Consider the following 26,243-nt stretch of genomic DNA (forward strand, 5'->3'; position numbering starts at 1 on the left):
TGCTTTTCTTCATGATGTATGATTTTACATTTTTTAACGCAGTAAGGTGATGAGTGTGGCAAAGAAAAAACGGAAATCTAAAAAGAAACAAGAGAGTAAGCTCAATCTAAAATACGAACTAAGCGGACTGCTCTGTGTTGCAATCTCAATTATTGCTGTTTTGCAGCTCGGCGTTGTGGGACAGACATTTGTGTACTTGTTCCGTTTTTTTGCCGGAGAGTGGTTTATTTTATGCTTAATTGCGCTCTTCCTTCTCGGAATTTCGCTGTTTTGGAAAAAGAAGAGTCCAAGCCTCTTAACGAGAAGAAAGGCAGGGCTGTACTGTATTATCGCCAGTATATTGCTGCTGTCTCACGTGCAGCTCTTTAAAAATCTGTCTCATCACGGGTCGATTCGGTCGGCAAGTGTCATCGGCAACACGTGGGAGCTGTTTATGATTGACATGAAACAGCAGGCTGCTTCCCCTGATTTGGGCGGCGGCATGATCGGCGCGGTACTGTTTGCAGCTTCCCACTTTTTATTTGCATCAACGGGTTCACAGATCATGGCGATCGTGCTGATCTTAATGGGGCTGATTCTTGTAACGGGCCGTTCACTGCAGGAAACGCTCAAAAAGTGGACGAGCCCCGTCGGCCGGTTTATCCGCGGTCAATGGCAGGCATTTCTTGAGGATATGAAGACGGTCAGAACGAATATGTCTTCGCCGAAAACAAAAACAAAATCGGGCAAAAAACAAAAACGGGTTCAAAAGAAAAAAGAAGAGCCTGAACCGGAGGAAGAGGATGAGGAAATCATTTCGCCGATCATCCATTCAGAGCCGATTATTTCAAGCTTTTCAGACTGTCAGGAAGAGCCCGCCGAACCGCTGATTCCGGAAAAAACGCAGGAGGCTGCACAAGCGGCAAAAGATGAGCCTTCCGGCGGCGCTCAAGACAGTGGCGAAACGGCTGCGGCTCCGCCGATGACGTTTACAGAGCTTGAAAATAAAGATTATCAAATGCCTTCATTGGACATACTGGCTGACCCGAAACATACCGGCCAGCAGACCGATAAGAAAAACATTTACGAGAATGCAAGAAAACTCGAACGGACTTTTCAAAGCTTTGGCGTAAAGGCGAAAGTGACGCAGGTTCATCTCGGTCCGGCGGTCACAAAATATGAGGTGTATCCGGACGTCGGGGTCAAAGTCAGTAAAATCGTGAATCTGAGCGATGACCTCGCGCTCGCGCTTGCCGCGAAGGATATCCGGATCGAAGCGCCGATTCCGGGTAAATCGGCAATCGGCATCGAGGTGCCCAATGCTGAAGTTGCGATGGTTTCGTTAAAAGAAGTGCTTGAATCCAAGCTCAATGACAAGCCGGACGCGAAGCTTCTGATCGGCTTGGGACGAAATATTTCCGGGGAAGCCGTGCTTGCCGAACTGAACAAAATGCCCCACCTGCTCGTAGCGGGGGCAACGGGAAGCGGAAAAAGCGTCTGTGTCAACGGTATTATTACGAGCATTCTGATGAGGGCCAAACCGCATGAAGTGAAGATGATGATGATTGACCCGAAAATGGTTGAGCTGAATGTGTATAACGGCATTCCTCATCTGCTTGCGCCGGTCGTGACAGATCCGAAAAAGGCCTCACAGGCTTTGAAAAAGGTCGTCAATGAGATGGAGCGCCGCTATGAGCTGTTCTCCCATACGGGTACGAGAAATATAGAAGGCTATAACGATCATATTAAGCGGTCAAATGCCGAAGAAGAAGTCAAGCAGCCTGAGCTGCCGTACATCGTCGTCATCGTTGACGAGCTTGCCGATCTGATGATGGTCGCTTCTTCCGACGTGGAAGATTCAATTACGAGACTTTCACAGATGGCGCGGGCGGCGGGAATTCATTTGATTATCGCGACACAGCGGCCTTCAGTCGACGTTATTACCGGTGTTATTAAAGCCAACATCCCGTCAAGAATCGCCTTCAGTGTCTCATCTCAGACCGATTCACGGACAATTTTAGACATGGGCGGCGCTGAAAAGCTTCTGGGGCGCGGAGACATGCTGTTTCTGCCTGTAGGCGCAAATAAGCCGGTGCGTGTGCAAGGGGCATTCTTATCCGATGAAGAGGTTGAGCATGTCGTTGATCATGTCATTACGCAGCAAAAAGCGCAGTACCAAGAAGAGATGATTCCGGAAGAAGTTTCGGAAACACACAGTGAAGTAACGGATGATCTCTATGACGAAGCGGTCGATTTGATTATCGGCATGCAGACGGCATCAGTCTCCATGCTTCAAAGGCGGTTCAGAATCGGATATACGAGAGCTGCCCGTCTGATTGACGCAATGGAGGAACGGGGCGTCGTCGGGCCGTATGAAGGAAGCAAACCGAGGGAAGTACTATTATCTAAGGAACAATATGATGAGCTCTCTTCTTAAAAAGGAGAGAGTTTTCACTGAAAATGATATCACCAAAATCATTCCTATTTATTTTTTTATCAAAACATGATATAGTTGTCCCAATTGTTCAATAATTTATGAAAGTGGTTTACGGAGGGGAAACATGTCTACAAAAGCTGACAATCGTCACTTGTATCTAAAAGTGATTGAGCGAATCAAAGAGGATATACAAAACGGAATTTACACCGAAAAGGAAAAGCTTCCTTCTGAATTTGAGCTTTCAAAATCAATGGGTGTCAGCCGGGCAACTCTGCGTGAAGCTTTGCGTATCCTTGAAGAGGAGCATGTGATTATCAGAAGGCACGGTGTGGGCACTTTCGTCCATACAAAACCGCTGTTTCTTTCAGGTATTGAACAGCTCAACAGCGTGACGAAAACGATTCAGCAGGCGAACATGGTGCCGGGTACGATTTTTTTGTCGTCTCAGGTCATCACGCCGTCTGATGAAGATATCGCTAGATTCCGGCTTGAGCCTGAGCAGGAGCTTTTTTATTTGGAACGCGTGAGAACGGCAAGCGGCACTCCGGTCGTTTACTGTTTAGATACGATTCCGATGCACATTCTGCCGAATTCTTTCTGTCATGAACAGGAATCTATTTTTGATCTTTTGGAAAAAAACTCCGGATCTGTGATCAGCTATGCCGTTGCTGATATCGAACCGATCGGATATCACGATACGATTTCACCGGTTTTGGAATGCGAGCCGGAGACGGCGCTTTTATTGCTGAAGCAAACCCACTATAATCAGAATGATGAACCTGTGCTGTATTCATTAAATTATTTCCGGGCTGATAAGTTCAGTTTTCATGTTGTAAGAAAACGTTTTTAAGACAGACGCGTCATGTGTCTGTTTTTTTATTTGCCGTTTCAGTACATACTTTGTTTTCTGCAAGGCACAATAAAACAGGAAACAACCAAGTATAGTGAATGGGTGAATAAGTTGAGTAAGAAGAAAAATGGAACGAAAAATATCATTGCTCTGGCTTCTGTACCGCTCGTGATGACACTCGGGAATTCCATGCTGATTCCTGTGCTTCCGATGATTGAAAAGAAGCTGTCCATATCGTCTTTTCAAGTATCGTTAATTATAACGGTCTATTCGATTGTGGCGATTATTTGTATTCCGATTGCCGGATATCTGTCCGATAAATTCGGAAGAAAAAAGGTTCTTCTGCCTTGTCTTCTCATAGCCGGTGCGGGCGGAGCGCTTGCCGCGATAGCTTCCACCGCGTTCAAGCATCCTTATCCCATTATCTTGGCGGGGCGGGTGCTGCAGGGAATCGGTTCGGCAGGGGCGGCTCCTGTAGTGATGCCGTTTATCGGTGATTTATTCAAAGGGGATGATGAGCGGATTACCGCGGGGCTCGGCGATATTGAGACGTCTAACACTGCCGGGAAAGTAATAAGCCCGATTCTCGGTTCGCTCTTGGCTGCATGGTTTTGGTTTATGCCATTTTGGTTCATTCCGTTTTTTTCGCTCATCAGTTTTTTTCTCGTATTGTTTTTGGTGGCAAAGCCGGAGGAACAAAAAGAAGCGCCTTCTATTTCCGAATTTGTGAAAAATGTCGGCCGCATATTTAAGCGTGACGGACGCTGGCTCTTTACGGTTTTTATCATCGGCTGCGTGATTATGTTTTTGCTGTTCGGGGTTCTTTTTTATTTATCAGACTCACTGGAGAAGAAATACGGCATTGACGGTGTGGCTAAAGGAGCGCTTTTGGCAATCCCGCTTTTATTTCTATCCGTCAGTTCATATATAGCAGGCAGGAAAATCGGAAAAGACCAAGGCAAAATGAAGTTTTGCATCGTTTTCGGAATGAGTGCCGTGACACTGTCGTTTATCGGCCTATGGTGGAATCACAGTTTTTATTTATTATTTATCTTTTTGTGTGTCAGCGGTATCGGTATCGGAATGGCATTGCCGGCTTTAGACGCTGTCATCACAGAAGGCGTAGACAACGAGGAATCAGGAACCATCACCTCATTTTATAACAGCATGCGGTTTATCGGAGTAGCGGCGGGACCGCCGATCTTTGCTGCCCTGATGTCAAATGCAGGCTGGCTGATTTTTATTTTATCCGCTTTTTGCGGCATTGTGTCTGTATTTTTAGCGCTGTTAAATATCTCATCACAAGCAAAAGAAAAAAAGGAATCATTAAAGACGGTGTAATCTGCACTGTCTTTTTTATTTTATTTTGAAGATTGACATGATACCGTCAAGTCGTTATTCTTTTTAATAGTTAAACATATTAACTATTGGAAGGAGGGGGAAAAGGTGCATGAAGAAAAAGTAAAGCAGCTGATTCAGCGTTATTCCGATGTATACCTGCACGTCTTAAAAAAAATTGACAGCATTATCGCTGAAAAAGTGAACAAAGAACTGACATTGGATCAATATTACATCCTCCGCTATATTATGCTCAATCCCGATTGCAAATCAATTGAACTGGCCGCGGTGTGCCACGTCAATAAAAGCGCCATTACATCTATGACGAACCGCCTGTATGAAAAAGGCTACATCAATAGAGAACGCAGCCAAAGCGACCGCCGGAGCATACTTTTAAATGTCACGGAAAAGGGGACGGAAGTATTTCATCGTGTTGAGCGGCGGATTGAGGAACTCGTCCGTTCATATATTATGTATTTTGATGAAGACGAGGCGGAGATGTTCGTGAATACATATGAAAAATTATATCGATTGATGATGACTGAGGAGGATCAGCAGACATAATGAAAAACATTATCCGAGCCCGCTGGATCATCGCCGCGGTGTGGGTCGCCGCAACGGTGATATTTATGCTTACAGCGCCTGATATGGCTGAATTGACACGGGAGAAAGGGCAGATTTCCGTACCGGACGGATATTCCTCTTCTTACGCCCATGAATTGCTTGATGAAATGTCTGATTCAGATGCACCGTCTTCTTCTTCCGTCATCGTATTTCACGAAAAAGGCTTAATGACAGACAAAAAAGATCGTCTGGAAGAAGCCGTCAGCACTTTGTCTGAACATAAAAAAGCGCTTCAGATAAAAACGGTGACTTCATACTTCGGGGAGAAAAATGACGACATTAAAAAACAGCTGCTGTCAAAAGACAGACAAACGATGCTCGTTCAGCTGCAGCTTGATACATCCAAAAACGATATCATCGAAATAAAAAATAAAATTGATAAAGAGCTGAAACCGTACGGCGTATCATACGGCATTACAGGCCAATCGCTGATCGACGAAGATGTGTTAAAAAGCTCACAGGACGGCTTGAAAAAGACTGAATATATAACGGTCGCTTTTATCCTGATCGTGCTGATCCTTGTATTTCGGTCAGTGGTCGCTCCGTTCGTGCCGCTTTTATCAGTATTGATATCTTATTTAGTCAGCCAGTCGATTGTCGCATTTTTAGTCGATCAGCTGAATTTTCCGCTCTCAACTTTTACTCAGATTTTTATGGTTGCGATTATGTTCGGGATCGGCACAGACTACTGCATTCTGCTTCTCAGCAGATTTAAAGAAGAACTGTCGCATGGCGCTGATATAAGAGAAGCGATCGTCGTGACTTACAAAACGGCCGGAAAGACGGTTTTGTACAGCGGCGGTGCGGTGCTGATCGGATTTGCCTGCATCGGATTTGCGACATTTAAGCTGTATCAGTCGGCAGCGGCCGTTGCGGTCGGTGTCGCGGTGCTGCTGCTTGCGCTCATGACGATCGTGCCGTTTTTTATGGCTGTTTTAGGAAAAAGCCTGTTTTGGCCTGTTAAGGGCGATATTTCCCATCCTCAAAGCAAAGCATGGGAAACGTCAGGGCGGTTTTCATTTAAAAGGCCGCTCATCAGTCTTGCAATCGTTGCGGTATTCACCGTCCCGCCTATCCTTCTTTACAAAGGGTCGCTGTCTTACAACAGTCTTGACGAAATCGGGGATAAATATGAATCCGTCCGCGCGTTTCATACGATTTCAGACGCATTCGGCCCGGGAGAACTTCTTCCGGCCACAGTCGTCATCAAAAATGATGAGACATTAAATACCGAAAAACACCTGATTGATATCGAAAAAATCAGCAGAGAACTTGAAAAAACAGAGGGTGTAAAAACGGTCAGAAGCGCCACGCGCCCCGCTGGAAACGGATTGAATCAATTATTTGTCACAAATCAGGCAAAGCAGCTTCAAGAAGGGCTTGATAAAGGCAATACAGGACTTGAAAAAATCACGGGCGGATTAGGGCATGCCGCAAAGTCGTTAGCTGATTCACAGCCGCAGATCGAAGAGTCGGGCAAAAGCGTCAATCAGCTTATTGACGGAACATTGTCTCTGAAATCCGGGCTTTCTGATATAGGAGAAAACCTGAATAAACTGCAGGCTGGCGTGAACGAGAATAAAGCCGGCGTCGCCCAGATGAGAAAGCGGATTGAAGAGCAAAAACAAATGCTGACTTCACAGCTCAAACAAAACAGCGGTCTCGCTTCAGAAACGCAAAACGCTTTAAAATTGGTAAAAACCGTCCTGCCGATGAAAGATGAAGCCAGCAGACAGCTTGCCGATTTGAACAAGCAGCTTGCCCGGCTGCCGTTTGCAAAATTGGAAGCGTCAATACCGTCAGTCAAAACCGATCCCTCTTACCAAGAAATCAAATCGGCCTTTACGGGTGTACAGTCAGCCGTTTCCGAGGCAAACGCGGATGCAGAAGCTTTTTCTAAACAGGTCGACAGTCAAAAGGCTCATCTGCAGCAAGCGGAAAAACAATTTGCCCGACTGGCAGCCGCTCAGAAGAAGATTGACACTCAAATTAACGCAATGATCAACGGTCTGACCAGTATTGAAAACGGTCTGCAGCAAGTGTCAGACGGACAGGGAGCTCTCGCAGGACAAATGCCGCGCCTTGAATCGGCGGCAGGACAGCTCGCGGAGGGCCAGAAAAAAATGAAGAGCGGTCTCGGTGATTTTTCTTCCCGGCTCAGCGAACTTTCTTCCGGCCTTAACGACAGTGTAAAAGGGCTTAAGAAAGTATCAAGCGGCATGATGGGGGCGAATGATTACCTGGGTGAGCTTCACAAGGCGTCAGACAAAGAAATGACAGGCTGGTTTGTGCCGAAAGACGCGTTGACAAACAGTGATTTCACAAGCGTGTTTAATACGTACATGTCAGATGACAGAAAAACGACAGAATTGACCGTCGTTCTTGATAACAATCCTTACTCAAATACGGCCATTCAAGATATTCAAGCGATCAAAGCGAGCGTAAAAAGGGCCATTCCGAACACGGATCTGAAGAATGCTTCCTTCGGCGTTTCGGGAGTCTCCAGCATGAATGCCGATCTGAAGGAAGTATCGGATTCAGACTTCAAACGGACGGCCATGTTTATGCTGGCGGGAATTTTTCTGATTCTCATCGTGATGCTGCGCTCCCTCATTATGCCTGTTTATTTAGTGGCGTCGCTCGTACTGACGTATTTCGCATCCATCGGCGTGACGGAATACATCTTTACACACTTCTTCGGGTATCCGGGCGTAAACTGGGCCGTGCCGTTCTTCGGCTTTGTCATTTTGATGGCTCTAGGCGTGGATTATTCCATCTTTTTAATGGACCGCTTTAATGAGCTTAAAAAAGAAGGAACGGAACCCGCAATGATCAGCAGTATGAAAAATATGGGTTCCGTCATCATTTCTGCAGCCATTATTTTAGCGGGAACCTTTGCGGCCATGCTGCCGTCAGGCGTTCTTTCCTTATTACAGATTGCAACCGTGGTATTAACAGGCCTTCTCATGTACGCAATTGTCGTCCTTCCGTTTTTTGTACCGGTCATGGTGAAAATATTCGGAAGAGCCAACTGGTGGCCTTTCAATTTGAAAAAATAACGCTCAATGCCTCTGCCTGTTTTCGGGCAGAGGTTTTTTGTTTCCTTATAAATCCTCCAGTTGATATAATTACATCTGCGCACTCTTTTTTGCGAATGCTGAAATTTGGTCATAATACATACTATGAAAGAATGAACGAAGGAGGTTTCACATGACTTACGTAAATGAAATGAAGTCAAAGCACGGCGGGATCACCGCCCACATCGTAAAGACCGAGAAATTTAAAACCGTTTCGCTGACGTTTAAAATGCTGGCTCCTTTAACGAAAGAGCTCGTAACAAAAAGGGCGCTGTTTCCGCATGTGCTTCTGCGCGGAACAGAAAGCCGCCCGAAAACCGCTGATCTGCGGTCTTATTTTGATGAACTGTACGGCACATCCGTTTCAGCTGATCTGACAAAAAAGGGAGAACGTCATGTCATTACGTTCAGACTTGAGATTCCTAATGAAAAGTATCTGAAGGACCGCACACCGTTATTGGAAAAAGGCCTTCAGCTTTTATCAGAGCTTGTCTTTTCGCCCGCTTTGGAAAACGGCGCCTTCCTGCCCCTTTATGTCACGCAGGAAAAACGGACGCTGAAACAGCGGATTCAAGCCGTATATGATGATAAGATGAGATATTCTAATCTGCGTCTCGTTCAGGAAATGTGCAAAAGCGAACCGTATGCCCTTCACGTCAACGGCGAGTTCGATGATGTTGAACACATTACACCGCAAGATTTGTATGAAGCCTATCAAAAAGCCATACGCGAAGATCAGCTGGACCTGTACGTCATCGGCGATGTTGATACTGATCAGGTGAAAACGGCCGTTGATACGTATTTTAAAACGGAAGAACGGGAGCTGCAGCCTTTTGAAAGAAGCGCGGCGAATGAACAGCCCGATCCGAAGGAAGTCATTGATGAAGAGGACGTCAAGCAGGGCAAGCTGAATATCGGATTCCGGACCAATACGACATATACAGCTCCGGATTATCCGGCATTGCAGGTGTTTAACGGGCTGTTCGGAGGTTTCTCTCATTCAAAGCTGTTTATAAATGTCCGTGAAAAAGCGAGCCTCGCCTATTATGCAGCCTCAAGGGTGGAAAGCTTCAAAGGGCTTTTGATGGTCATGTCGGGCATTGAGGTGAAAAATTACAAGCAGGCCGTCACCATCATTGAAGAACAGTTTCAGGCTATGCAAAACGGTGACTTTTCAGAAGATGATATCGCCCAAACGAAAGCCGTTATTAAAAATCAAGTATTAGAAACCATTGATACGGCATACGGCTTAGCGGAATTTCTGTATCAGCAGGCCTCAGCCCAAGTAGAGATACCGATCGAAAAATTCCTTGACAATATCGAGAAAGTGACAAAAGAGGACATTATCAATGTCGGAAAGAACATTAAGCTGGATACGACTTATTTCTTAAAAGGGACGGGGGGAGCATCTTGACTAAACCGATAAACTTCGAACAGCTTCAGGAAACGCTGTATCATGAAAAAATGGCAAACGGCCTTGATGTCTATGTGCTGCCGAAACAGGGCTTTAATAAAACATACGCTGTGTTTACGACAAAGTACGGTTCCATTGACAATCAATTCGTTCCTTTAAATAAGGAAGAAATGGTACACGTTCCTGACGGAATCGCGCATTTTCTGGAGCATAAACTGTTTGAAAAGGCGGACGGCGACGTGTTTCAGGACTTCAGTAAGCAGGGGGCGTCGGCAAATGCCTTTACATCATTTACACGAACCGCTTATCTGTTCTCCAGCACTTCTAATGTGGAGAAAAACCTGGAAACACTCGTGGATTTTGTTCAGGACCCGTATTTCACGGAAAAATCAGTTGAGAAAGAAAAAGGCATCATCGGCCAGGAAATCAATATGTATGATGATAATCCGGATTGGCGGCTGTTTTTCGGCCTTATCGAAAATATGTATAAAGACCACCCCGTGAAAATTGACATTGCCGGAACGGTGGAGAGCATCTCACATATTACGAAAGATCTGCTGTATGAGTGCTACGAAACGTTTTATCACCCGAGCAATATGCTGCTCTTTATCGTCGGTCCCGCAGATCCTGAAGCGGTCATCAGCCAGGTGCGGGAAAACCAGGAGAAAAAGCCGTTTACAGACCAGCCTGAAATCAAACGTGAAGAAGTTCAGGAGCAGGAAGCGGTTTTCCGCCGGGAGCAGGAATTAAAAATGAACGTGCAAGGCTCAAAATGTCTTGTCGGTTTAAAGGCGAAAGACCCTTATAAAACGGGGCAGGAGCTGTTGAAGCATGAGCTCAGCATGAACCTCATGCTTGAATGTCTCTTCGGAAAAAGCTCACCGCATTACGGTGACTTGTACGACAAAGGCTACATTGATGAAACTTTCAGCTTTGATTACACGGCTGAATACGGATTCGGTTTTGCCTCTGTCGGAGGAGATACACCGGAGCCGGATAAGCTCGCTGACGAATTAAAACACATGCTGCTTGATGCAGAATCAGCCGTGACTGCGGAAAAACTTGATCTTGCGAGAAAAAAGAAGATCGGGTCATTCTTAAAAGCGCTCAATTCGCCTGAATATATCGCCAACCAATTCACACGCTACGCCTTTTTAGATATGAGTCTGTTTGATGTCGTAACCGTACTGGAGCAGATTACGCTGGAAGACGTAAAGCGGGTCATTAAAGAAGAAATATCAGAAGACAGGCTGACAGTCTGCAAAGTCGTGCCAAAATCATAACAAAAACATCCCTCACGCCCTGAGGGATGTTTTTCTGGGGAAAGAAGGAGTATTGATTGATGAAACAGACAGCGCTCGTAACCGGAGCAAGCGGCGGAATCGGACAAAGTATAAGTGAAGTCCTCGCAAAAAACGGATATGACGTCCTTTTGCATTATCATTCTAATAAGGAAGCCGCACACAAGCTTGCGGAAAGGCTGAGCGCATCATTCGGCGTAAAAACCTCCGTTATTCAGGCGGATCTGTCCTCGCCGGATGGCGCGGAGACACTCAGCCGTTCCGTTAAGCAGCCTGTGGACGCTCTGATATTAAACAGCGGCAAAAGTCATTTCGGCCTGATTACGGACGTTATGGATGACACGGCGCGGGAGATGGTGCAGCTGCATGTGACGAGTCCGTTTCTTTTGGCGCGTAATCTGGTGCCCGGCATGATCCGGAAAAAAAGCGGGGGCATCGTCGCGATCGGTTCCGTCTGGGGAGAAACAGGCGCATCGTGCGAGGTATTATACAGCATGGTCAAAGGAGCGCAGCATTCGTTCGTCAAAGCGCTTGCCAAAGAGCTCGCTCCGAGCGGCGTCCGCGTGAATGCAGTCTCGCCGGGTGCCGTTGATACAAATATGCTTGATCAGTTCACGTCTGATGAAAAAGAAGCGTTGACAGAGGAAATTCCCGCGGGCCGGCTGGCAAAGCCGGAGGAAATCGCCGAAGCGGCGGCCTTTTTATTATCGGACAAGGCTTCCTATATTACGGGGCATATATTATCCGTAAACGGCGGCTGGCACTGCTGAAAAAAATGTGTGTATAGTTTGCATCTGTACGGACAAAATAATTTTGTAACAACAGATGAAATGGAGGAACCCAACATGTCAGTATTAGAAAACTGGGATAATTGGAAGAATTTCCTTGGCGACAGATTGAACTATGCGCAGGAAAAAGGGATGAGTGATGATACGATCACTGACCTCGCTACAGAAATCGGCGGCTACCTTGCGAACGAAGTCGACTCGAAAAACCATCAGGAAAAAGTGCTTGCTGATCTTTGGAGTGTTGCTTCTGAAGATGAACAGCGCGCCATCGCAAATATGATGGTGAAGCTTGTTGAAAATAACAGCACTCATTAAGAGGGGGGATTTCTCCTCTCTTTTTTTATGTTTTCCTCTATAGAGCAACATTCTTCTTTCTAATTAGAGAAAAATGTTTTATGATAAAGGAAGGTAAAAATTTGCCACAATGGAGGGGGTATATCATTTGGCAAAGCTCGAATGGTATTTTGAATATGAAATTCAAGTGAACCGCCCCGGCCTGCTCGGGGATATTTCATCTCTTCTCGGGATGCTGTCAATTAATATTGTCACAATTAACGGTGTCGACCTTTCCAGAAGGGGAATGCTGCTCAGATGCCGGCATATAGATCAAATTAAACGATTGGAATCAATTTTAAAAACAATGGAGACCATTAAAGTAACGAAGCTGAGAGAACCGAGGCTTCGCGACCGTCTCGCAGTCCGCCACGGAAGATACATTCAGCGTGATGCCGATGACAAAAAAACCTTCCGTTTTGAAAGGGACGAGCTCGGTCTTCTGGTTGACTTTATGGCCGAGCTGTTTAAAAAAGAAGGGCACAAACTGATCGGAATCCGGGGAATGCCGAGGGTCGGGAAAACGGAGTCCATCGTTGCGTCAAGCGTTTGTGCCAGCAAAAGATGGCTTTTCGTATCATCAACGCTGCTAAAACAAACGATCCGGAGCCAACTGGTTGCCGATGAATACAGCACGGAAAACGTGTTTATCCTCGACGGCATCGTTTCGACAAGACGGGGATCTGAGCGCCATCTTCAGCTCGTCAGTGAAATTATGCGGCTTCCGGCGACAAAGGTCGTGGAGCACCCTGATATTTTTGTTCAAAATTCGGAGTATACGCTCGATGATTTCGATTATATTATCGAACTCAGAAATGATCCTGACGAAGTCATTACATATGAACATGCAGAAGAACCGCAAATGTTTGATCAGACCGGTTTTTCAAGCTTTGATTTTTAATATTGGAAGGTGTTTGTTGTGACAGAATTAGCAATCCGGCTTAAAGAAGCCAGAGAGGAAAAAGGGATGTCGTTGGATGAACTCCAGGCGGCGACGAAAATTCAGAAAAGATACTTAACCGCTCTGGAAGAAGGCAATTATGACGTCATTCCCGGCAATTTTTATGTGCGGGCGTTTATCAAGCAATACGCTGAAGCTGTCGGGCTTGATTCAGATCAGTTATTTGAAGAATATAAAAAAGACATCCCTAACACGTACCATGACGATGTGTCGGAAAAAATCTCCGGTCTCGCCATGCAAAGGGAGCTTCCTAAGTCCGCTTCAAAGGCGGCGGAATGGCTTCCGACCGTCCTTGTCGTCATCGGTGTCATTATCGTCATCGCGATCATTTATGCGATTATTCAGCTCGGAATGAGCAAATCCGGGCAGACAGACGGAGATAAAGCCGTCACCCAAAGTGAGAGCAAGTATGAGATTCCTAAGGATTCTGCGCTGAAAAACGACGGCAATACAAATGACGAAGCGCAATCTGACAGCAAGAAAGACAAAAAGGACACAAAAGCGTCAGAGCAGAAAAAGAAAGAAAAAAGCAGTGAAAAGACAGAGATCAAAGCGGCCGGAACGGAAGGCTCGGCTTCTTCATACAACGTCTCCGGGACAGATAAGTATAAGCTTGAACTGATTGCTTCTGACAGCGCATGGATCCGCGTCCGTGATGACAGCGGCGGTTCTTTAAAAGAAGGAACGCTGCAAAAAGGCGAAACCTTTAAAAAAGACGTCACGGATCAAAAGCAGATTGAAATCCGCACGGGCTATGCCCCTAACCTGAAAATTAAAATCAACGGAGAGGTTCTGTCCTATGAACTCAATCCGCATGATGTGATGGCGCAGACCATCACAATCAAGATGAAAAAATAAAAGGGGAAAAAGTCATCTGAACGATTAAGATGACTTTTTCTTCACGTCCGAGTACATATATTGGAGGGGCTTTATGTTTAACTTACCGAATAAAATCACACTGGCAAGAATCGCTTTAATTCCTGTATTTATGATTATCATGCTTGTTCCTTTTCAGTGGGGCAGTGTTCATATAGGGGATGAATCGATTCCGGTCGCGCATCTTACGGGAGCTGTTTTGTTCATTATCGCATCAACGACTGACTGGGTGGATGGCTACTACGCCAGAAAACTGAACCTCGTGACAAACTTCGGGAAATTTTTAGATCCGCTGGCTGACAAACTGCTGGTGTCCGCGGCATTAATTACGCTTGTGCAGTTTGATCTTGCGCCGGCGTGGATGGTCATCATCATCATCAGCCGCGAATTTGCCGTAACGGGATTAAGACTTGTGCTGGCGGGAACGGGGGAAGTTGTAGCCGCCAATATGCTGGGGAAAATTAAAACATGGGCTCAGATCATCGCTGTTGCCGCGCTTTTGCTGCATAATCTTCCGTTTGAGCTCGTTTCTTTCCCGTTCGGCGATATCGCTTTATGGGTGGCCGTGCTCTTCACAGTCATTTCCGGCTGGGATTATTTTGCGAAGAACTGGGATGCGTTAAAAACATCTAACTAAGAAAGAAGGACTTAAAGATGGAAATAGCAAAAAAAGCAGAAATCATTGCAGTCGGCTCGGAGCTTCTGCTCGGCCAGATCGCCAATACGAACGCGCAGTTTATCAGTAAAGAGCTGGCGGAAATCGGTGTAAACGTGTTTTATCATACCGCTGTCGGTGACAATCCGGAGCGGCTTAAGCAAGTCATCCGCATTGCCGAAGAGCGCTCAGACCTGATTATTTTTTCAGGCGGCCTCGGACCGACCAAGGACGATTTGACGAAAGAAACCATTGCAAACACACTGGGGCGTCCGCTCGTTCTGAATGACGAAGCATTCCGGTCGATCGAAGAATATTTCGCGAAAACAAAACGGACCATGTCGCCGAATAACCGCAAACAGGCGCTCGTCATTGAGGGCTCAGACGTTTTGGCGAATCATTTCGGCATGGCGCCTGGAATGCTTGCAGAGCACGGCTCAAGGCTTTATATGCTGCTTCCCGGGCCGCCGAGCGAGCTGCGTCCGATGTTTGAAAATGAAGCGAAGCCGCTGCTTCTTAAAAGGCTCGGTTCTAATGAGAAAATCGTTTCAACCGTGCTGCGGTTTTTCGGAATCGGTGAATCCCAGCTTGAAGCTGATTTAGAAGATATTATTGATGCGCAGACGAACCCGACGATTGCGCCGCTCGCTGCTGACGGAGAGGTCACGCTGCGTTTAACGGCGAAACATGCGGACGAAAAAGAAACAGAACGGCTTTTAAAAGAAACGGAAGCCGCCATTTTAGAACGTGTCGGTGAATTTTTCTACGGATATGATGATACGTCTCTGGTGAAGGAGCTTTCAAAAGCATGCAGACAAAACGGAATTACGATTTCTTCTGCCGAAAGCTTTACAGGCGGCCTGTTTTCAGAGTGGGTGACTGATTTAAGCGGTGCGTCTCAACTATTTGCAGGGGGCGTTGTCTGTTATTCCGACAGCGTGAAACAGCATGTGCTCGGCGTGAAAGCTGAGACGCTCGCAGAAAGCGGAGCGGTCAGCAAAGAGTGTGCGAAAGAGCTTGCAGCCGGTGTGAGAAAGCTGACCGGAAGCGATATCGGCATCAGCTTTACCGGGGTGGCGGGTCCCGACCCGCAGGAAGGGCATGCGCCGGGCCGCGTCTTCATCGGCATTGCGGCGGAAGGAAAAGAAGAGGTGCACGAATTTAACTTTGCCGGCTCAAGAACCGGAATCAGAAAGCGCGCCGCTAAATACGGCTGCCATCTCATTTTGAAAATGCTGGATCAAAAATAAAGTTTTAAAGAGGCGTTTTCTCTGATTTTTAAGTTTTACAAGGGAAATTATGCTCTTTTGCAGAAAAGCGAACGCGGAAAAAATCCGAATATGCGTTCGCTTTTTTCTTGGCAAATGCCAGTAAACAAGGTATAGTATATGTAGTGGCAAGATAAAGGAGGAAAAAATAAATGAGTGATCGTCAGGCAGCCTTAGATATGGCTCTTAAGCAAATAGAAAAACAATTCGGCAAAGGTTCCATCATGAAGCTCGGAGAAAAAACGGATACAAGAATTTCAACGGTGCCAAGCGGTTCCCTTGCACTTGATACCGCTCTCGGAATAGGCGGATACCCGCGCGGACGGATTATTGAAGTATACGGACCTGAAAGCTCAGGTAAAACGACTGTAGCGCTTCACGCAATCGCTGAGGTTCAGGAAAAAGGCGGACAGGCAGCATTTATTGATGCTGAGCATGCTCTTGATCCTGTTTACGCGCAAAAGCTCGGTGTCAATATCGAAGAGCTTCTGCTTTCTCAGCCGGATACGGGAGAGCAGGCGCTAGAGATTGCTGAAGCGCTGGTGCGAAGCGGAGCTGTTGATATCGTAGTCGTTGACTCTGTTGCGGCGCTTGTTCCAAAAGCTGAAATTGAAGGTGACATGGGTGATTCACACGTCGGTTTACAGGCGCGTCTCATGTCTCAGGCGCTCCGTAAGCTTTCCGGCGCCATCAATAAATCTAAAACAATCGCAATCTTTATTAACCAGATTCGTGAAAAAGTCGGCGTTATGTTCGGAAATCCGGAGACGACACCGGGCGGCCGCGCGCTGAAATTCTATTCTTCCGTGCGCCTTGAAGTGCGCCGTGCCGAGCAATTAAAGCAGGGCAACGACGTGATGGGGAATAAAACGAGAATTAAAGTCGTAAAAAACAAAGTCGCTCCTCCGTTCCGTACGGCTGAAGTGGACATTATGTACGGTGAAGGAATCTCCAAAGAAGGGGAAATCATCGACCTTGGAACTGAACTGGATATCGTGCAAAAAAGCGGTTCGTGGTATTCTTATGAAGAAGAACGCCTCGGTCAGGGCCGTGAAAACGCCAAGCAGTTCTTAAAAGAAAATAAAGACATCATGCTGATGATTCAGGAACAAATCCGTGAACATTACGGTTTAGACAATAACGGTGTAACGGACAAAGCGGAAGAAGTTCAGGAAGAGATGGAATTAGAAGAATAAAAGCACGATCAAAAGGGCGGAATAAGCAATTTCCGCTCTTTTTTTGTGTGTTTAAAAAAACACTGGCTGTTTCGGAAAATTTTATCTGAAATGTTACAACTTTTTTCACCCTTCACTCGTCTAACATCATGGCGAAAGTTGAAATTATATCTGAGGAGGAAAAAAGATGACGAGCCCCCGCCGCACAAGAATTAACAAAAAAAGAAAGAAGAAGCTGATGAAAACGGGAGGGCTGTTTCTTTTTCTGCTGCTTGTCACTGTTTTTATTATGATCTGGACCGTCACGGCGCATCACCGGGAGAAGGAATCCGTTAAAAACGCTCCCGCCGCTCAATCTGATACTTCAAAAGACCAGACTCAACAGAAAAAAGAAAAGACGCAAAAAGAGAAAACACCTAAATCAATCGATCACAATAAACAGATCAGCAATTACTTGCAACAGATCGGGTTCAGCGGCACGGCAATGATCGTAAAAGATGGAAAAGTTGTGCTGAAAAAAGGCTTTGGCTATGCGGACCGAAAACAAAAAATTAAAAACAATCCGGAGACATCATATTATATCGGTTCTTCACAAAAAGCGTTAATCGCGACGGCTGTCCTGCAGCTTGAAGAAAAAGGGCTGCTGCAGACGAGTGACCCCGTCAGTACATACTTGCCGAATTTTCCTAACGGCACGCGCATTACATTGAAAAACCTGCTCAATCATACGTCCGGCATAAACGGGCATATTGAGGGACAGGGACCGATTTCTCCAATTGATTTAATCAAGGATATAGAATACCGCGGAATTAAACGGCAGCCCGGGGTTTGGGATTACAGGGATTCCAACTATTCAGTGCTTGCTTATATCGTATCTCAAGTCAGCGGGGAGTCTTATGATCAATATATAAAAGAACACGTGTTCAAACCGGCCGGAATGAAGCATGCCGGATTTTACAAAACATTTGCCAAAGCCAAATATCCTGCCGTCGGCTACAAAGTCGATGAGAGCGGCAGTCTTGTAACGCCGCACCTTTTGGACTTATCGCAGCTGTACGGGGCGGGCGACATGTATATGAGTGCTGAAGATCTCTATAAATTTGATAAAGCGATCGTAAACGGCACGCTCCTTTCAAAAGAAAGTTTCACAAAAATGTTTACAGCAGGAAGCAGTGCCGCTTACGGCATGGGGTTTTACATTGATCCGGGAAGCTATTCCAATCACGGTGTTATGCCCGGTTACAACATTTTGAACAGCTTCAGCCATTCGGCAAGCAAATATGTCATATTACTGTCAAACATTCAGAATAACGCCAAATTAGGACAGGTAAACAATAGAATTTACCAATTGCTTAACCAGCCGGACTAACAGAGCCGTCATTCACGAAAAGCGGATGAAGGTATGGTATGATATATACATGGGCGAAGATCCGAGCTGAAGGCGAATCGTTAAGCTGGCAAGCTTGACAAGTATTTCCGACACAATTACAATGAAGTTGTAACATTTGTTTTTTTAACATGATTGTTAAACCATTTAAACTTGACAAGGGCATGAGAGACTCATTCCCTGTGAAGGTTCTGTATGTTGAGAAAATCAGACAATGTACATGCCGGCACTTATTTAAGCAAAAACCAAGTTCATAGCAAGAGGAGGTGAAAGTATGACCCCAATGACGGTTCTCATCTCCATTTTGCTGACTCTGCTCGGTTTAGTTGTTGGCTACTATGTTCGTAAAACCATTGCCGAAGCAAAGATTGCGGGCGCACGCGGTGCTGCCGAGCAAATCCTTGAAGATGCAAAGCGTGATGCTGAAGCACTGAAAAAAGAAGCTCTGCTTGAAGCAAAGGACGAAATCCATACACTTCGAATAGATGCTGAACAGGAAGTTCGTGAAAGACGAAATGAGCTTCAAAAACAAGAAAACCGTTTACTTCAAAAAGAAGAAAATCTTGACCGTAAACATGAAGGAATTGATAAACGGGAAGCGATGTTGGAGAAGAAAGATCATTCTCTGAATGAACGACAACAACATATTGAAGAGATGGAAAGCAAAGTGGATGAGATGATTCGTATGCAGCAGTCAGAACTCGAACGCATTTCGAGCCTGACACGGGATGAAGCGAAACAAATCATTCTTGACCGGGTTGAAAATGAGCTTTCACATGACATCGCCATCATGACAAAAGAAACCGAAAACCGTGCGAAAGAAGAGGCAGATAAAAAGGCGAAAAACATTCTGTCGCTTGCTTTGCAGCGCTGTGCAGCAGATCATGTTGCCGAAACGACGGTATCGGTCGTCAATCTTCCGAATGATGAGATGAAAGGACGTATCATCGGCCGTGAAGGGCGTAACATTCGTACGCTTGAAACGCTTACAGGTATTGACCTGATTATTGATGACACACCTGAAGCAGTCATTCTTTCCGGATTTGATCCGATCAGACGGGAGACGGCAAGAATCGCTCTTGATAAACTCGTTCAGGATGGCCGTATTCACCCGGCGCGCATTGAAGAAATGGTTGAAAAATCCCGCCGTGAGGTAGATGACTATATCCGGGAAATGGGTGAGCAGACGACGTTTGAAGTCGGCGTTCACGGACTCCACCCGGATCTGATCAAGATCCTCGGCCGGTTGAAATTCCGTACAAGCTACGGGCAGAACGTACTGAAACATTCAATGGAAGTTGCGTTTTTAGCAGGTTTAATGGCTTCCGAGCTTGGAGAAGATGCAAAGCTTGCCAAGCGGGCCGGTCTTCTGCATGACATCGGAAAAGCAATTGACCATGAAGTGGAAGGAAGCCACGTGGAAATCGGAGTGGAGCTTGCGACCAAATATAAAGAGCATCCAGTCGTCATTAACAGTATTGCGTCACACCACGGAGACGAAGAGCCGACTTCCATTATCGCCGTTCTGGTCGCTGCCGCTGATGCACTGTCAGCCGCAAGACCGGGCGCGAGAAGTGAAACGCTCGAAAACTATATCCGCAGACTTGAAAAGCTTGAAGAAATCTCCGAGTCTTACGAAGGTGTTGAAAAATCATTTGCGATTCAGGCCGGCCGTGAAGTTCGCATCATGGTGAAGCCGGACTCCATTAATGATTTAGAAGCCCATCGTTTGGCACGTGATATCCGTAAACGAATTGAGGACGAGCTTGATTATCCGGGCCACATTAAAGTGACCGTAATCAGAGAAACTCGAGCCGTAGAGTATGCAAAATAAAGTGATGCTTAGCGCATCACTTTATTTTTTTGAGTCCCTGAAAAGGAAGGAATGGAATGTATGAGAATTTTATTTATCGGAGATGTTGTCGGTTCCCCTGGCCGCGACATGGTAAAAGAATATGTCCCGAAACTGAAAGCAAAACATAAACCGCATTTTACAATTATTAACGGAGAAAATGCAGCACATGGAAAAGGACTGACAGAAAAGATCTACCACAGCCTGATGGAAGCGGGAGCAGATGCCATTACAATGGGAAACCATACGTGGGATAAAAGAGAGATCTTCGACTTTATTGATGATGTGCCGCATCTTGTCCGGCCGGCGAATTTCCCGGAAGGTACGCCGGGCAAAGGCATTACTTATATTAAATCGAACGGAAAAGAGCTTGCCGTCATTAATTTACAGGGGCGGACGTTTCTTCCGCCGCTTGATGATCCGTTTGCTAAAGCGGATGAATTAATAGAAGAAGCGAAAAAGCGCACGCCGTACATTTTTATTGATTTTCACGCCGAAGCGACAAGCGAAAAAATTGCAATCGGCTGGTACACAGACGGAAGAGCCTCTGCCGTGGTAGGCACCCATACACACGTGCAAACGGCAGATAACCGCATTTTGCCGAAAGGAACAGCATATATTACTGATGTAGGCATGACGGGTCCGTACGACGGAATTCTTGGTATGGACAGAGAAACGGTCATCAAGCGGTTTAAAACCAATCTTCCTGTCCGGTTTACGGTGGCGGAAGGTAAAACTACGCTGAGCGGAGTGCTCATTGACATCGACGATCAAACGAAAAAGGCCGTAAATATCGAACGGATATTAATCAATGATGACCATATGTTCTTTGAATAGGTGATCATGTGTTTATTTTATAAAAATATTAAAAGGAAAAGCAGGAATATAGCAACTTCTTAGTGAATATAGTAGAAATGGAAGGTAGCCCGCTATTTTTGAAAAGCATTGTGGGGATGGCTTTTTGGATAGCAACATCTAATAATGATTGTTCTAATGAACACTCACTTATCCATTGTAAAACTAAGGGGGAGCAGAAATGGAAATCTTAAAAGTTTCAGCAAAATCAAGTCCAAATTCAGTAGCAGGCGCGCTTGCCGGTGTATTGAGGGAACGCGGAGCCGCCGAAATTCAAGCAATTGGGGCGGGTGCCTTAAATCAGGCTGTTAAAGCGGTTGCGATTGCCAGAGGCTTTGTCGCGCCAAGCGGCGTAGATTTGATTTGTATTCCGGCTTTTACAGATATACAGATTGACGGAGAAGAAAGAACGGCGATTAAGTTAATCGTTGAACCCCGTTAAAAACAAAAACATGACATTCTCAACCTGCTTGCGTAAGGCGAGCGGGTTGTTTTTATTGTTGTCATATTTTCTCACAATATTATATTGATAGTACGAAGAGATGATAAATGGCTTTATTCATATAATATTCAAAAAAAATCCCGCCCATTTTTTCGGACGGAAGCAGTTGTTTTCTCGGAGTGGACACTGGTGTTTACCTCCTTTTTATCTCATGTTACAATCCAGTTATTACAGTGTTTTTTCGAGGAGGAGTGTACATGTTGGGAGGAAAGATGAAAGCTATCGTCAAAAATGAAAACGCTTTCGGAGCAACTCTGAAAGAAATTCCCATACCTTCCATTAATGAGAATGAAGTTCTCATTAAAGTACAGGCCGCATCTATATGCGGTACAGATGTGCATATTTATAATTGGGATCAATGGGCGCAGAAACGAATCAAAACACCTCAAGTATTCGGACATGAATTCAGCGGTATCATAGCGGAAACGGGCAAGCACGTCACAAATGTCAAAATAGGTGACTACGTTTCGGCTGAAACCCACTTCGTCTGCGGTACTTGTGTCCCTTGTTTAACAGGAAAACATCATGTGTGCACCCATACAAAGATCCTCGGCGTAGATACAGCCGGTTCCTTCGCTGAATATGTCAAAGTGCCGGCTCGAAATGTTTGGAAAAATCCCGCTGATATGGACCCCGCCGTCGCTTCTGTTCAAGAGCCGCTTGGCAACGCGGTGCATACGGTGCTGGAAAGCAGCCAGCTTGCGGGCGGTTCCGCTGCAATTATCGGCTGCGGACCGATCGGGCTGATGGCGGTGGCGGTGGCTAAAGCGGCCGGTGCATCCCGTATTGCGGCGATTGATAAAAATGATTACAGGCTGGCTCTTGCGAAGAAATTGGGAGCTGCGATCACCATTTCAGCTGATAAGGAAGATCCGCTTGAGGTGATCGACACCTTAACAGGCGGAGAAGGAATCGACCTTGTCTGCGAAATGTCAGGCCACCCGGCAGCTATCGCACAAGGATTAAAGATGGCGGCCAACGGGGGAAGGTTCCATATGCTGAGTCTGCCAGAACGTCCGGTGACGGTTGACCTGACAAATGACGTGGTGTTTAAAGGACTTACCGTCCAAGGCATCACAGGCAGAAAAATGTTTGAAACATGGCGGCAGGTATCGCACCTGCTTGAATCCGGCCTTGTTGATCTGACGCCGGTGATCACGCATCAGTTTCCGCTTGAAGACTTTGAAAAAGGGTTTGACCTGATGAGAAAGGGCCAGTGCGGCAAAGTCATTTTGATTCCATAAGGGGAGGGTTCTATAATGAAAGAATTTGAATTTCTAAAAGCCGAGCTTGATAAAATGAAAGAAAATAAAACGTGGCAGCAAATGAAACAAATTGAAACGAAGCAGGGTCCGTCGGTGGAAGTCAAAGGGGAAAACGTGATACAGCTTTCATCGAACAATTATCTCGGTTTGACGTCGCATCCAAGGCTTGTCGAAGCGGCCAAACGCGCCGCGGAAGAATTCGGAGCGGGTACGGGGTCCGTCCGGACAATCGCCGGAACATTCACAATGCACAATGAGCTGGAGAAAAAATTGGCAAACTTTAAAAAAACAGAAGCGGCACTTGTTTTTCAATCGGGGTTCACAACGAATCAGGGCGTTTTATCAAGCATTCTTACAAAAGAAGATATCGTGATCTCTGACGAACTGAACCATGCTTCCATTATTGACGGGATCAGGCTGACGAAAGCAGATAAAAAGGTGTACCGCCATGTTGATATGGACGATTTGGAAAGGGTGCTGAAAAAATCAATGAATTACCGCATGCGCCTGATCGTCACCGACGGCGTATTCTCAATGGACGGCAACATCGCTCCTTTGCCTGACATCGTCAAACTTGCAGAGGCGTACGATGCCTTTGTGATGGTCGACGACGCGCATGCTTCCGGCGTACTCGGAAAAAACGGAAGGGGAACGGTTAATCACTTCGGGCTTGACGGAAGAGTCCACATACAGGTGGGCACATTAAGCAAAGCCATCGGAGTGCTTGGCGGTTATGCCGCAGGGTCGCAGGTTCTGATCGATTACCTGCGCCATAAAGGGCGTCCTTTCTTATTCAGCACTTCTCATCCGCCTGCGGTAACGGCCGCATGTATAGAAGCCATTGACGTCCTGCTGGAAGAGCCGGAGCATATGGAAAAGCTATGGGAGAACACGGCGTATTTCAAAGACAAACTGGTTCAAATGGGGCTGACCCTCACAAAAAGCGAAACACCGATCGTGCCGATATTAATAGGGGAGGAAGAAAAAGCCCAGGCATTATCAGACCTTTTATTGACCCGCGGCGTCTTTGCACAAAGCATCGTGTATCCGACGGTCGCCCAAGGAAAAGCGAGAATCCGCACCATTATTACGGCGGAGCATACAAAAGAGGAGCTTGACCGGGCCCTGGAAGTAATCCGTTCAGCCGCAAAAGAGCTGCAGCTTGTGTAAGGGGGAAATGATTCCCTCTTTTTTATTTCTTATTGATTCTTATTCTCAATAAGGTGTACAATAATAGGCTGGCGGTTGTGTCATACGCTTTTAACCAGTATACTTGAGGGTGGAAGTTTCGGTTGAAAGGAGACATTCGAACATGAATGAAAAGCAAAAGCAGGAAAGCGGACAAGTGAATCCGGCGGACAAAACATCCGAAAAGGATTACAGCAAGTATTTTGAAGCCGTATATATTCCGCCTTCTTTAAAAGATGCGAAAAAACGGGGCAAAGAATCCGTTCAATATCATAACGATTTTAAAATCTCAGAAGAATTTAAAGGCCTCGGTGAAGGCAGGAAATTTTATATCCGCACGTACGGATGCCAAATGAACGAGCATGATACGGAAGTCATGGCGGGTATTTTTATGGCGCTCGGTTATGAAGCGACAAATTCGGTTGATGACGCGAACGTTATTTTATTAAACACTTGCGCTATCCGGGAAAATGCTGAAAACAAAGTGTTCGGCGAGCTCGGCCATTTAAAGGCGCTCAAAAAAAATAACCCGGACTTGATTCTCGGCGTCTGCGGCTGCATGTCACAGGAAGAATCAGTCGTAAACCGCATCCTTAAGAAGCACCCGTTTGTCGATATGATTTTCGGCACGCACAACATTCACCGTCTGCCGGAACTGTTATCAGAGGCATATTTATCAAAAGAGATGGTCATTGAAGTGTGGTCGAAGGAAGGGGATGTCATTGAAAACCTTCCGAAAGTCCGCAACGGAAAAATTAAAGGCTGGGTCAACATTATGTACGGCTGTGACAAGTTCTGCACATACTGCATCGTACCGTATACCCGCGGAAAAGAACGAAGCCGCCGTCCTGAGGAAATTATCCAGGAAGTCAGAAGACTTGCAAGCGAAGGCTATAAAGAAATCACGCTGCTCGGTCAAAACGTGAATGCGTACGGAAAAGATTTTGAGGATATGACGTACGGTCTCGGTGATTTAATGGACGAACTGCGTAAAATTGATATTCCGAGAATCCGATTCACGACGAGTCATCCGCGTGACTTTGATGATCATCTGATCGAAGTGCTCGCCAAAGGCGGCAACCTTCTTGACCATATCCATCTTCCGGTTCAATCAGGAAGCTCAGCGATGTTAAAAATGATGGCGCGCAAATATGACAGAGAACGCTATCTGGAGCTTGTCGGAAAAATTAAAGCGGCGATGCCGAACGCTTCACTGACGACCGATATTATTGTCGGTTTTCCGAATGAAACCGATGAACAATTTGAAGAAACGCTTTCGTTATATCGCGAAGTGGAATTTGACAGCGCATATACGTTTATTTACTCTCCTCGTGAAGGCACGCCGGCAGCGAAGATGAAAGACAATGTTCCGATGAGGGTCAAGAAAGAACGTCTTCAGCGCCTCAATGATTTGGTGAAAGAAATTTCAGCCAAAAAAATGAAGGAATATGAAGGCAGGACTGTCGAAGTATTAGTTGAGGGAGAAAGCAAAAATAACCCTGACATTCTTGCCGGCTATACGGAAAAAAGCAAGCTCGTCAACTTCAAAGGGCCGAAAGACGCCATCGGCAAGATTGTACGCGTCAAAATCGAACAGGCGAAAACATGGTCGCTTGACGGTGTGATGGCAGGAGAAGCAATCGAGGTGAAATAATAATGACGCTTTACTCAAAGAAAGACATTGTACAGCAGGCTAGGAACCTTGCGAAAATGATTTCTGAAACAGAAGAAGTTGATTTTTTCAAACGCGCCGAGGCGCAGATTAACGAAAATGAAAAAGTCTCTGCGATTATTAATCAGATTAAAACCCTGCAAAAGCAAGCCGTTAACCTGAAGCACTACGAAAAGCTTGAAGCGCTGAAACAAGTGGAAAGTAAAATTGACGCCCTGCAGGAAGAACTTGAAGGGATTCCGATCATTCAGGAATTCAGAGATTCCCAGATTGAGGTCAATGACCTTCTTCAGCTTGTCGCACATACGATCTCAAATCAGGTGACAAACGAAATCATTACATCTACCGGAGGCAACCTGCTGACGGGAGAAACCGGTTCAAAAGTAAAACATTCGAATAACAGCTGTTCTATTTAAACACGGGGCCTTCATCGGCCCGTGTTTTTT

22 protein-coding genes are annotated in these 26,243 nt (G+C 45.9%); all 22 read left to right on the plus strand.

The features are described from left to right. Positions 1–55 precede the first annotated feature (55 nt). The 22 genes from NYE62_RS08560 (at position 56) to NYE62_RS08665 (ending at position 26,213) form a co-directional block, all read left to right on the plus strand. Positions 56–2,416 carry a DNA translocase FtsK gene (locus NYE62_RS08560; RefSeq protein ID WP_342497361.1) on the plus strand — a complete coding sequence of 787 codons (2,361 nt, stop codon included), beginning with the start codon at positions 56–58 and terminating at the stop codon, positions 2,414–2,416. Positions 2,417–2,540: 124 nt separating this feature from the next. After that, positions 2,541–3,266: a GntR family transcriptional regulator gene (locus NYE62_RS08565; protein WP_007409813.1), complete on the plus strand. Its 726-nt coding sequence runs from the start codon at positions 2,541–2,543 to the stop codon at positions 3,264–3,266. A gap of 111 nt (positions 3,267–3,377) precedes the next feature. Further along, positions 3,378–4,607, plus strand: coding sequence for an MFS transporter (locus NYE62_RS08570; RefSeq protein WP_007409814.1), 1,230 nt, complete (start codon positions 3,378–3,380; stop codon positions 4,605–4,607). A 105-nt stretch (positions 4,608–4,712) separates the two neighbouring features. Further along, the gene (locus NYE62_RS08575; protein WP_003154157.1) at positions 4,713–5,168 is read left to right on the plus strand and encodes a MarR family transcriptional regulator; all 456 of its coding nucleotides are present in this window, start codon (positions 4,713–4,715) and stop codon (positions 5,166–5,168) included. After that, complete coding sequence (locus NYE62_RS08580; RefSeq protein ID WP_342497362.1) at positions 5,168–8,287, plus strand: MMPL family transporter; 3,120 nt, start codon at positions 5,168–5,170, stop codon at positions 8,285–8,287. The genes NYE62_RS08575 and NYE62_RS08580 overlap by 1 nt, the downstream gene beginning before the upstream one ends. Positions 8,288–8,438: 151 nt before the next feature. Continuing rightward, complete coding sequence (locus tag NYE62_RS08585) at positions 8,439–9,719, plus strand: pitrilysin family protein (RefSeq protein WP_342497363.1); 1,281 nt, start codon at positions 8,439–8,441, stop codon at positions 9,717–9,719. Continuing rightward, on the plus strand, positions 9,716–11,002 hold the full coding sequence (locus NYE62_RS08590; RefSeq protein ID WP_144664691.1) for a pitrilysin family protein: 1,287 nt from the start codon (positions 9,716–9,718) through the stop codon (positions 11,000–11,002). The genes NYE62_RS08585 and NYE62_RS08590 overlap by 4 nt, the downstream gene beginning before the upstream one ends. Before the next feature lie 59 nt (positions 11,003–11,061). Further along, the gene (locus tag NYE62_RS08595) at positions 11,062–11,790 is read left to right on the plus strand and encodes an SDR family oxidoreductase (protein ID WP_342497364.1); all 729 of its coding nucleotides are present in this window, start codon (positions 11,062–11,064) and stop codon (positions 11,788–11,790) included. Between the two features lie 75 nt (positions 11,791–11,865). Beyond that, positions 11,866–12,123, plus strand: coding sequence for a DUF3243 domain-containing protein (locus NYE62_RS08600; protein WP_144664689.1), 258 nt, complete (start codon positions 11,866–11,868; stop codon positions 12,121–12,123). Positions 12,124–12,250: 127 nt separating this feature from the next. After that, positions 12,251–13,042, plus strand: a complete 792-nt coding sequence (locus NYE62_RS08605; protein WP_003154149.1) for a YmfK family protein — start codon at positions 12,251–12,253, stop codon at positions 13,040–13,042. Positions 13,043–13,060: 18 nt separating this feature from the next. Continuing rightward, a complete protein-coding gene (locus NYE62_RS08610) occupies positions 13,061–13,960 on the plus strand; it encodes a RodZ domain-containing protein (RefSeq protein ID WP_144664688.1) in 900 nt (299 codons plus the stop codon). A 73-nt stretch (positions 13,961–14,033) separates the two neighbouring features. After that, positions 14,034–14,615 carry a CDP-diacylglycerol--glycerol-3-phosphate 3-phosphatidyltransferase gene (pgsA, locus tag NYE62_RS08615; RefSeq protein WP_007409821.1) on the plus strand — a complete coding sequence of 194 codons (582 nt, stop codon included), beginning with the start codon at positions 14,034–14,036 and terminating at the stop codon, positions 14,613–14,615. Positions 14,616–14,632: 17 nt separating this feature from the next. Then, on the plus strand, positions 14,633–15,883 hold the full coding sequence (locus tag NYE62_RS08620; protein ID WP_015417497.1) for a competence/damage-inducible protein A: 1,251 nt from the start codon (positions 14,633–14,635) through the stop codon (positions 15,881–15,883). A gap of 170 nt (positions 15,884–16,053) precedes the next feature. Continuing rightward, positions 16,054–17,097: a recombinase RecA gene (gene recA / locus NYE62_RS08625; RefSeq protein ID WP_060675476.1), complete on the plus strand. Its 1,044-nt coding sequence runs from the start codon at positions 16,054–16,056 to the stop codon at positions 17,095–17,097. 166 nt (positions 17,098–17,263) lie between these two features. Continuing rightward, positions 17,264–18,445 (plus strand): serine hydrolase domain-containing protein, encoded by a 1,182-nt coding sequence (locus NYE62_RS08630; RefSeq protein ID WP_342497365.1) that lies wholly within the window; start codon positions 17,264–17,266, stop codon positions 18,443–18,445. Positions 18,446–18,737: 292 nt separating this feature from the next. Beyond that, on the plus strand, positions 18,738–20,297 hold the full coding sequence (rny, locus tag NYE62_RS08635) for a ribonuclease Y (RefSeq protein WP_003154140.1): 1,560 nt from the start codon (positions 18,738–18,740) through the stop codon (positions 20,295–20,297). A 60-nt stretch (positions 20,298–20,357) separates the two neighbouring features. Then, complete coding sequence (locus tag NYE62_RS08640; protein WP_003154137.1) at positions 20,358–21,152, plus strand: TIGR00282 family metallophosphoesterase; 795 nt, start codon at positions 20,358–20,360, stop codon at positions 21,150–21,152. Between the two features lie 199 nt (positions 21,153–21,351). Next, a complete protein-coding gene (spoVS, locus tag NYE62_RS08645; RefSeq protein ID WP_003154135.1) occupies positions 21,352–21,612 on the plus strand; it encodes a stage V sporulation protein SpoVS in 261 nt (86 codons plus the stop codon). A gap of 257 nt (positions 21,613–21,869) precedes the next feature. Beyond that, entirely contained in the window at positions 21,870–22,916 is a 1,047-nt protein-coding gene (tdh, locus tag NYE62_RS08650; RefSeq protein ID WP_342497366.1) for an L-threonine 3-dehydrogenase, read from the plus strand. A gap of 12 nt (positions 22,917–22,928) precedes the next feature. After that, on the plus strand, positions 22,929–24,107 hold the full coding sequence (locus NYE62_RS08655; protein WP_029325912.1) for a glycine C-acetyltransferase: 1,179 nt from the start codon (positions 22,929–22,931) through the stop codon (positions 24,105–24,107). 142 nt (positions 24,108–24,249) lie between these two features. Next, on the plus strand, positions 24,250–25,779 hold the full coding sequence (gene miaB / locus NYE62_RS08660) for a tRNA (N6-isopentenyl adenosine(37)-C2)-methylthiotransferase MiaB (protein WP_012117585.1): 1,530 nt from the start codon (positions 24,250–24,252) through the stop codon (positions 25,777–25,779). Between the two features lie 2 nt (positions 25,780–25,781). Continuing rightward, positions 25,782–26,213 (plus strand): RicAFT regulatory complex protein RicA family protein, encoded by a 432-nt coding sequence (locus NYE62_RS08665; RefSeq protein WP_003154113.1) that lies wholly within the window; start codon positions 25,782–25,784, stop codon positions 26,211–26,213. The last annotated feature ends 30 nt before the right edge of the window (positions 26,214–26,243 follow it).

Source organism: Bacillus sp. FSL K6-2861 (assembly GCF_038630725.1).
In the GTDB taxonomy this organism is placed as follows: domain Bacteria; phylum Bacillota; class Bacilli; order Bacillales; family Bacillaceae; genus Bacillus; species Bacillus velezensis.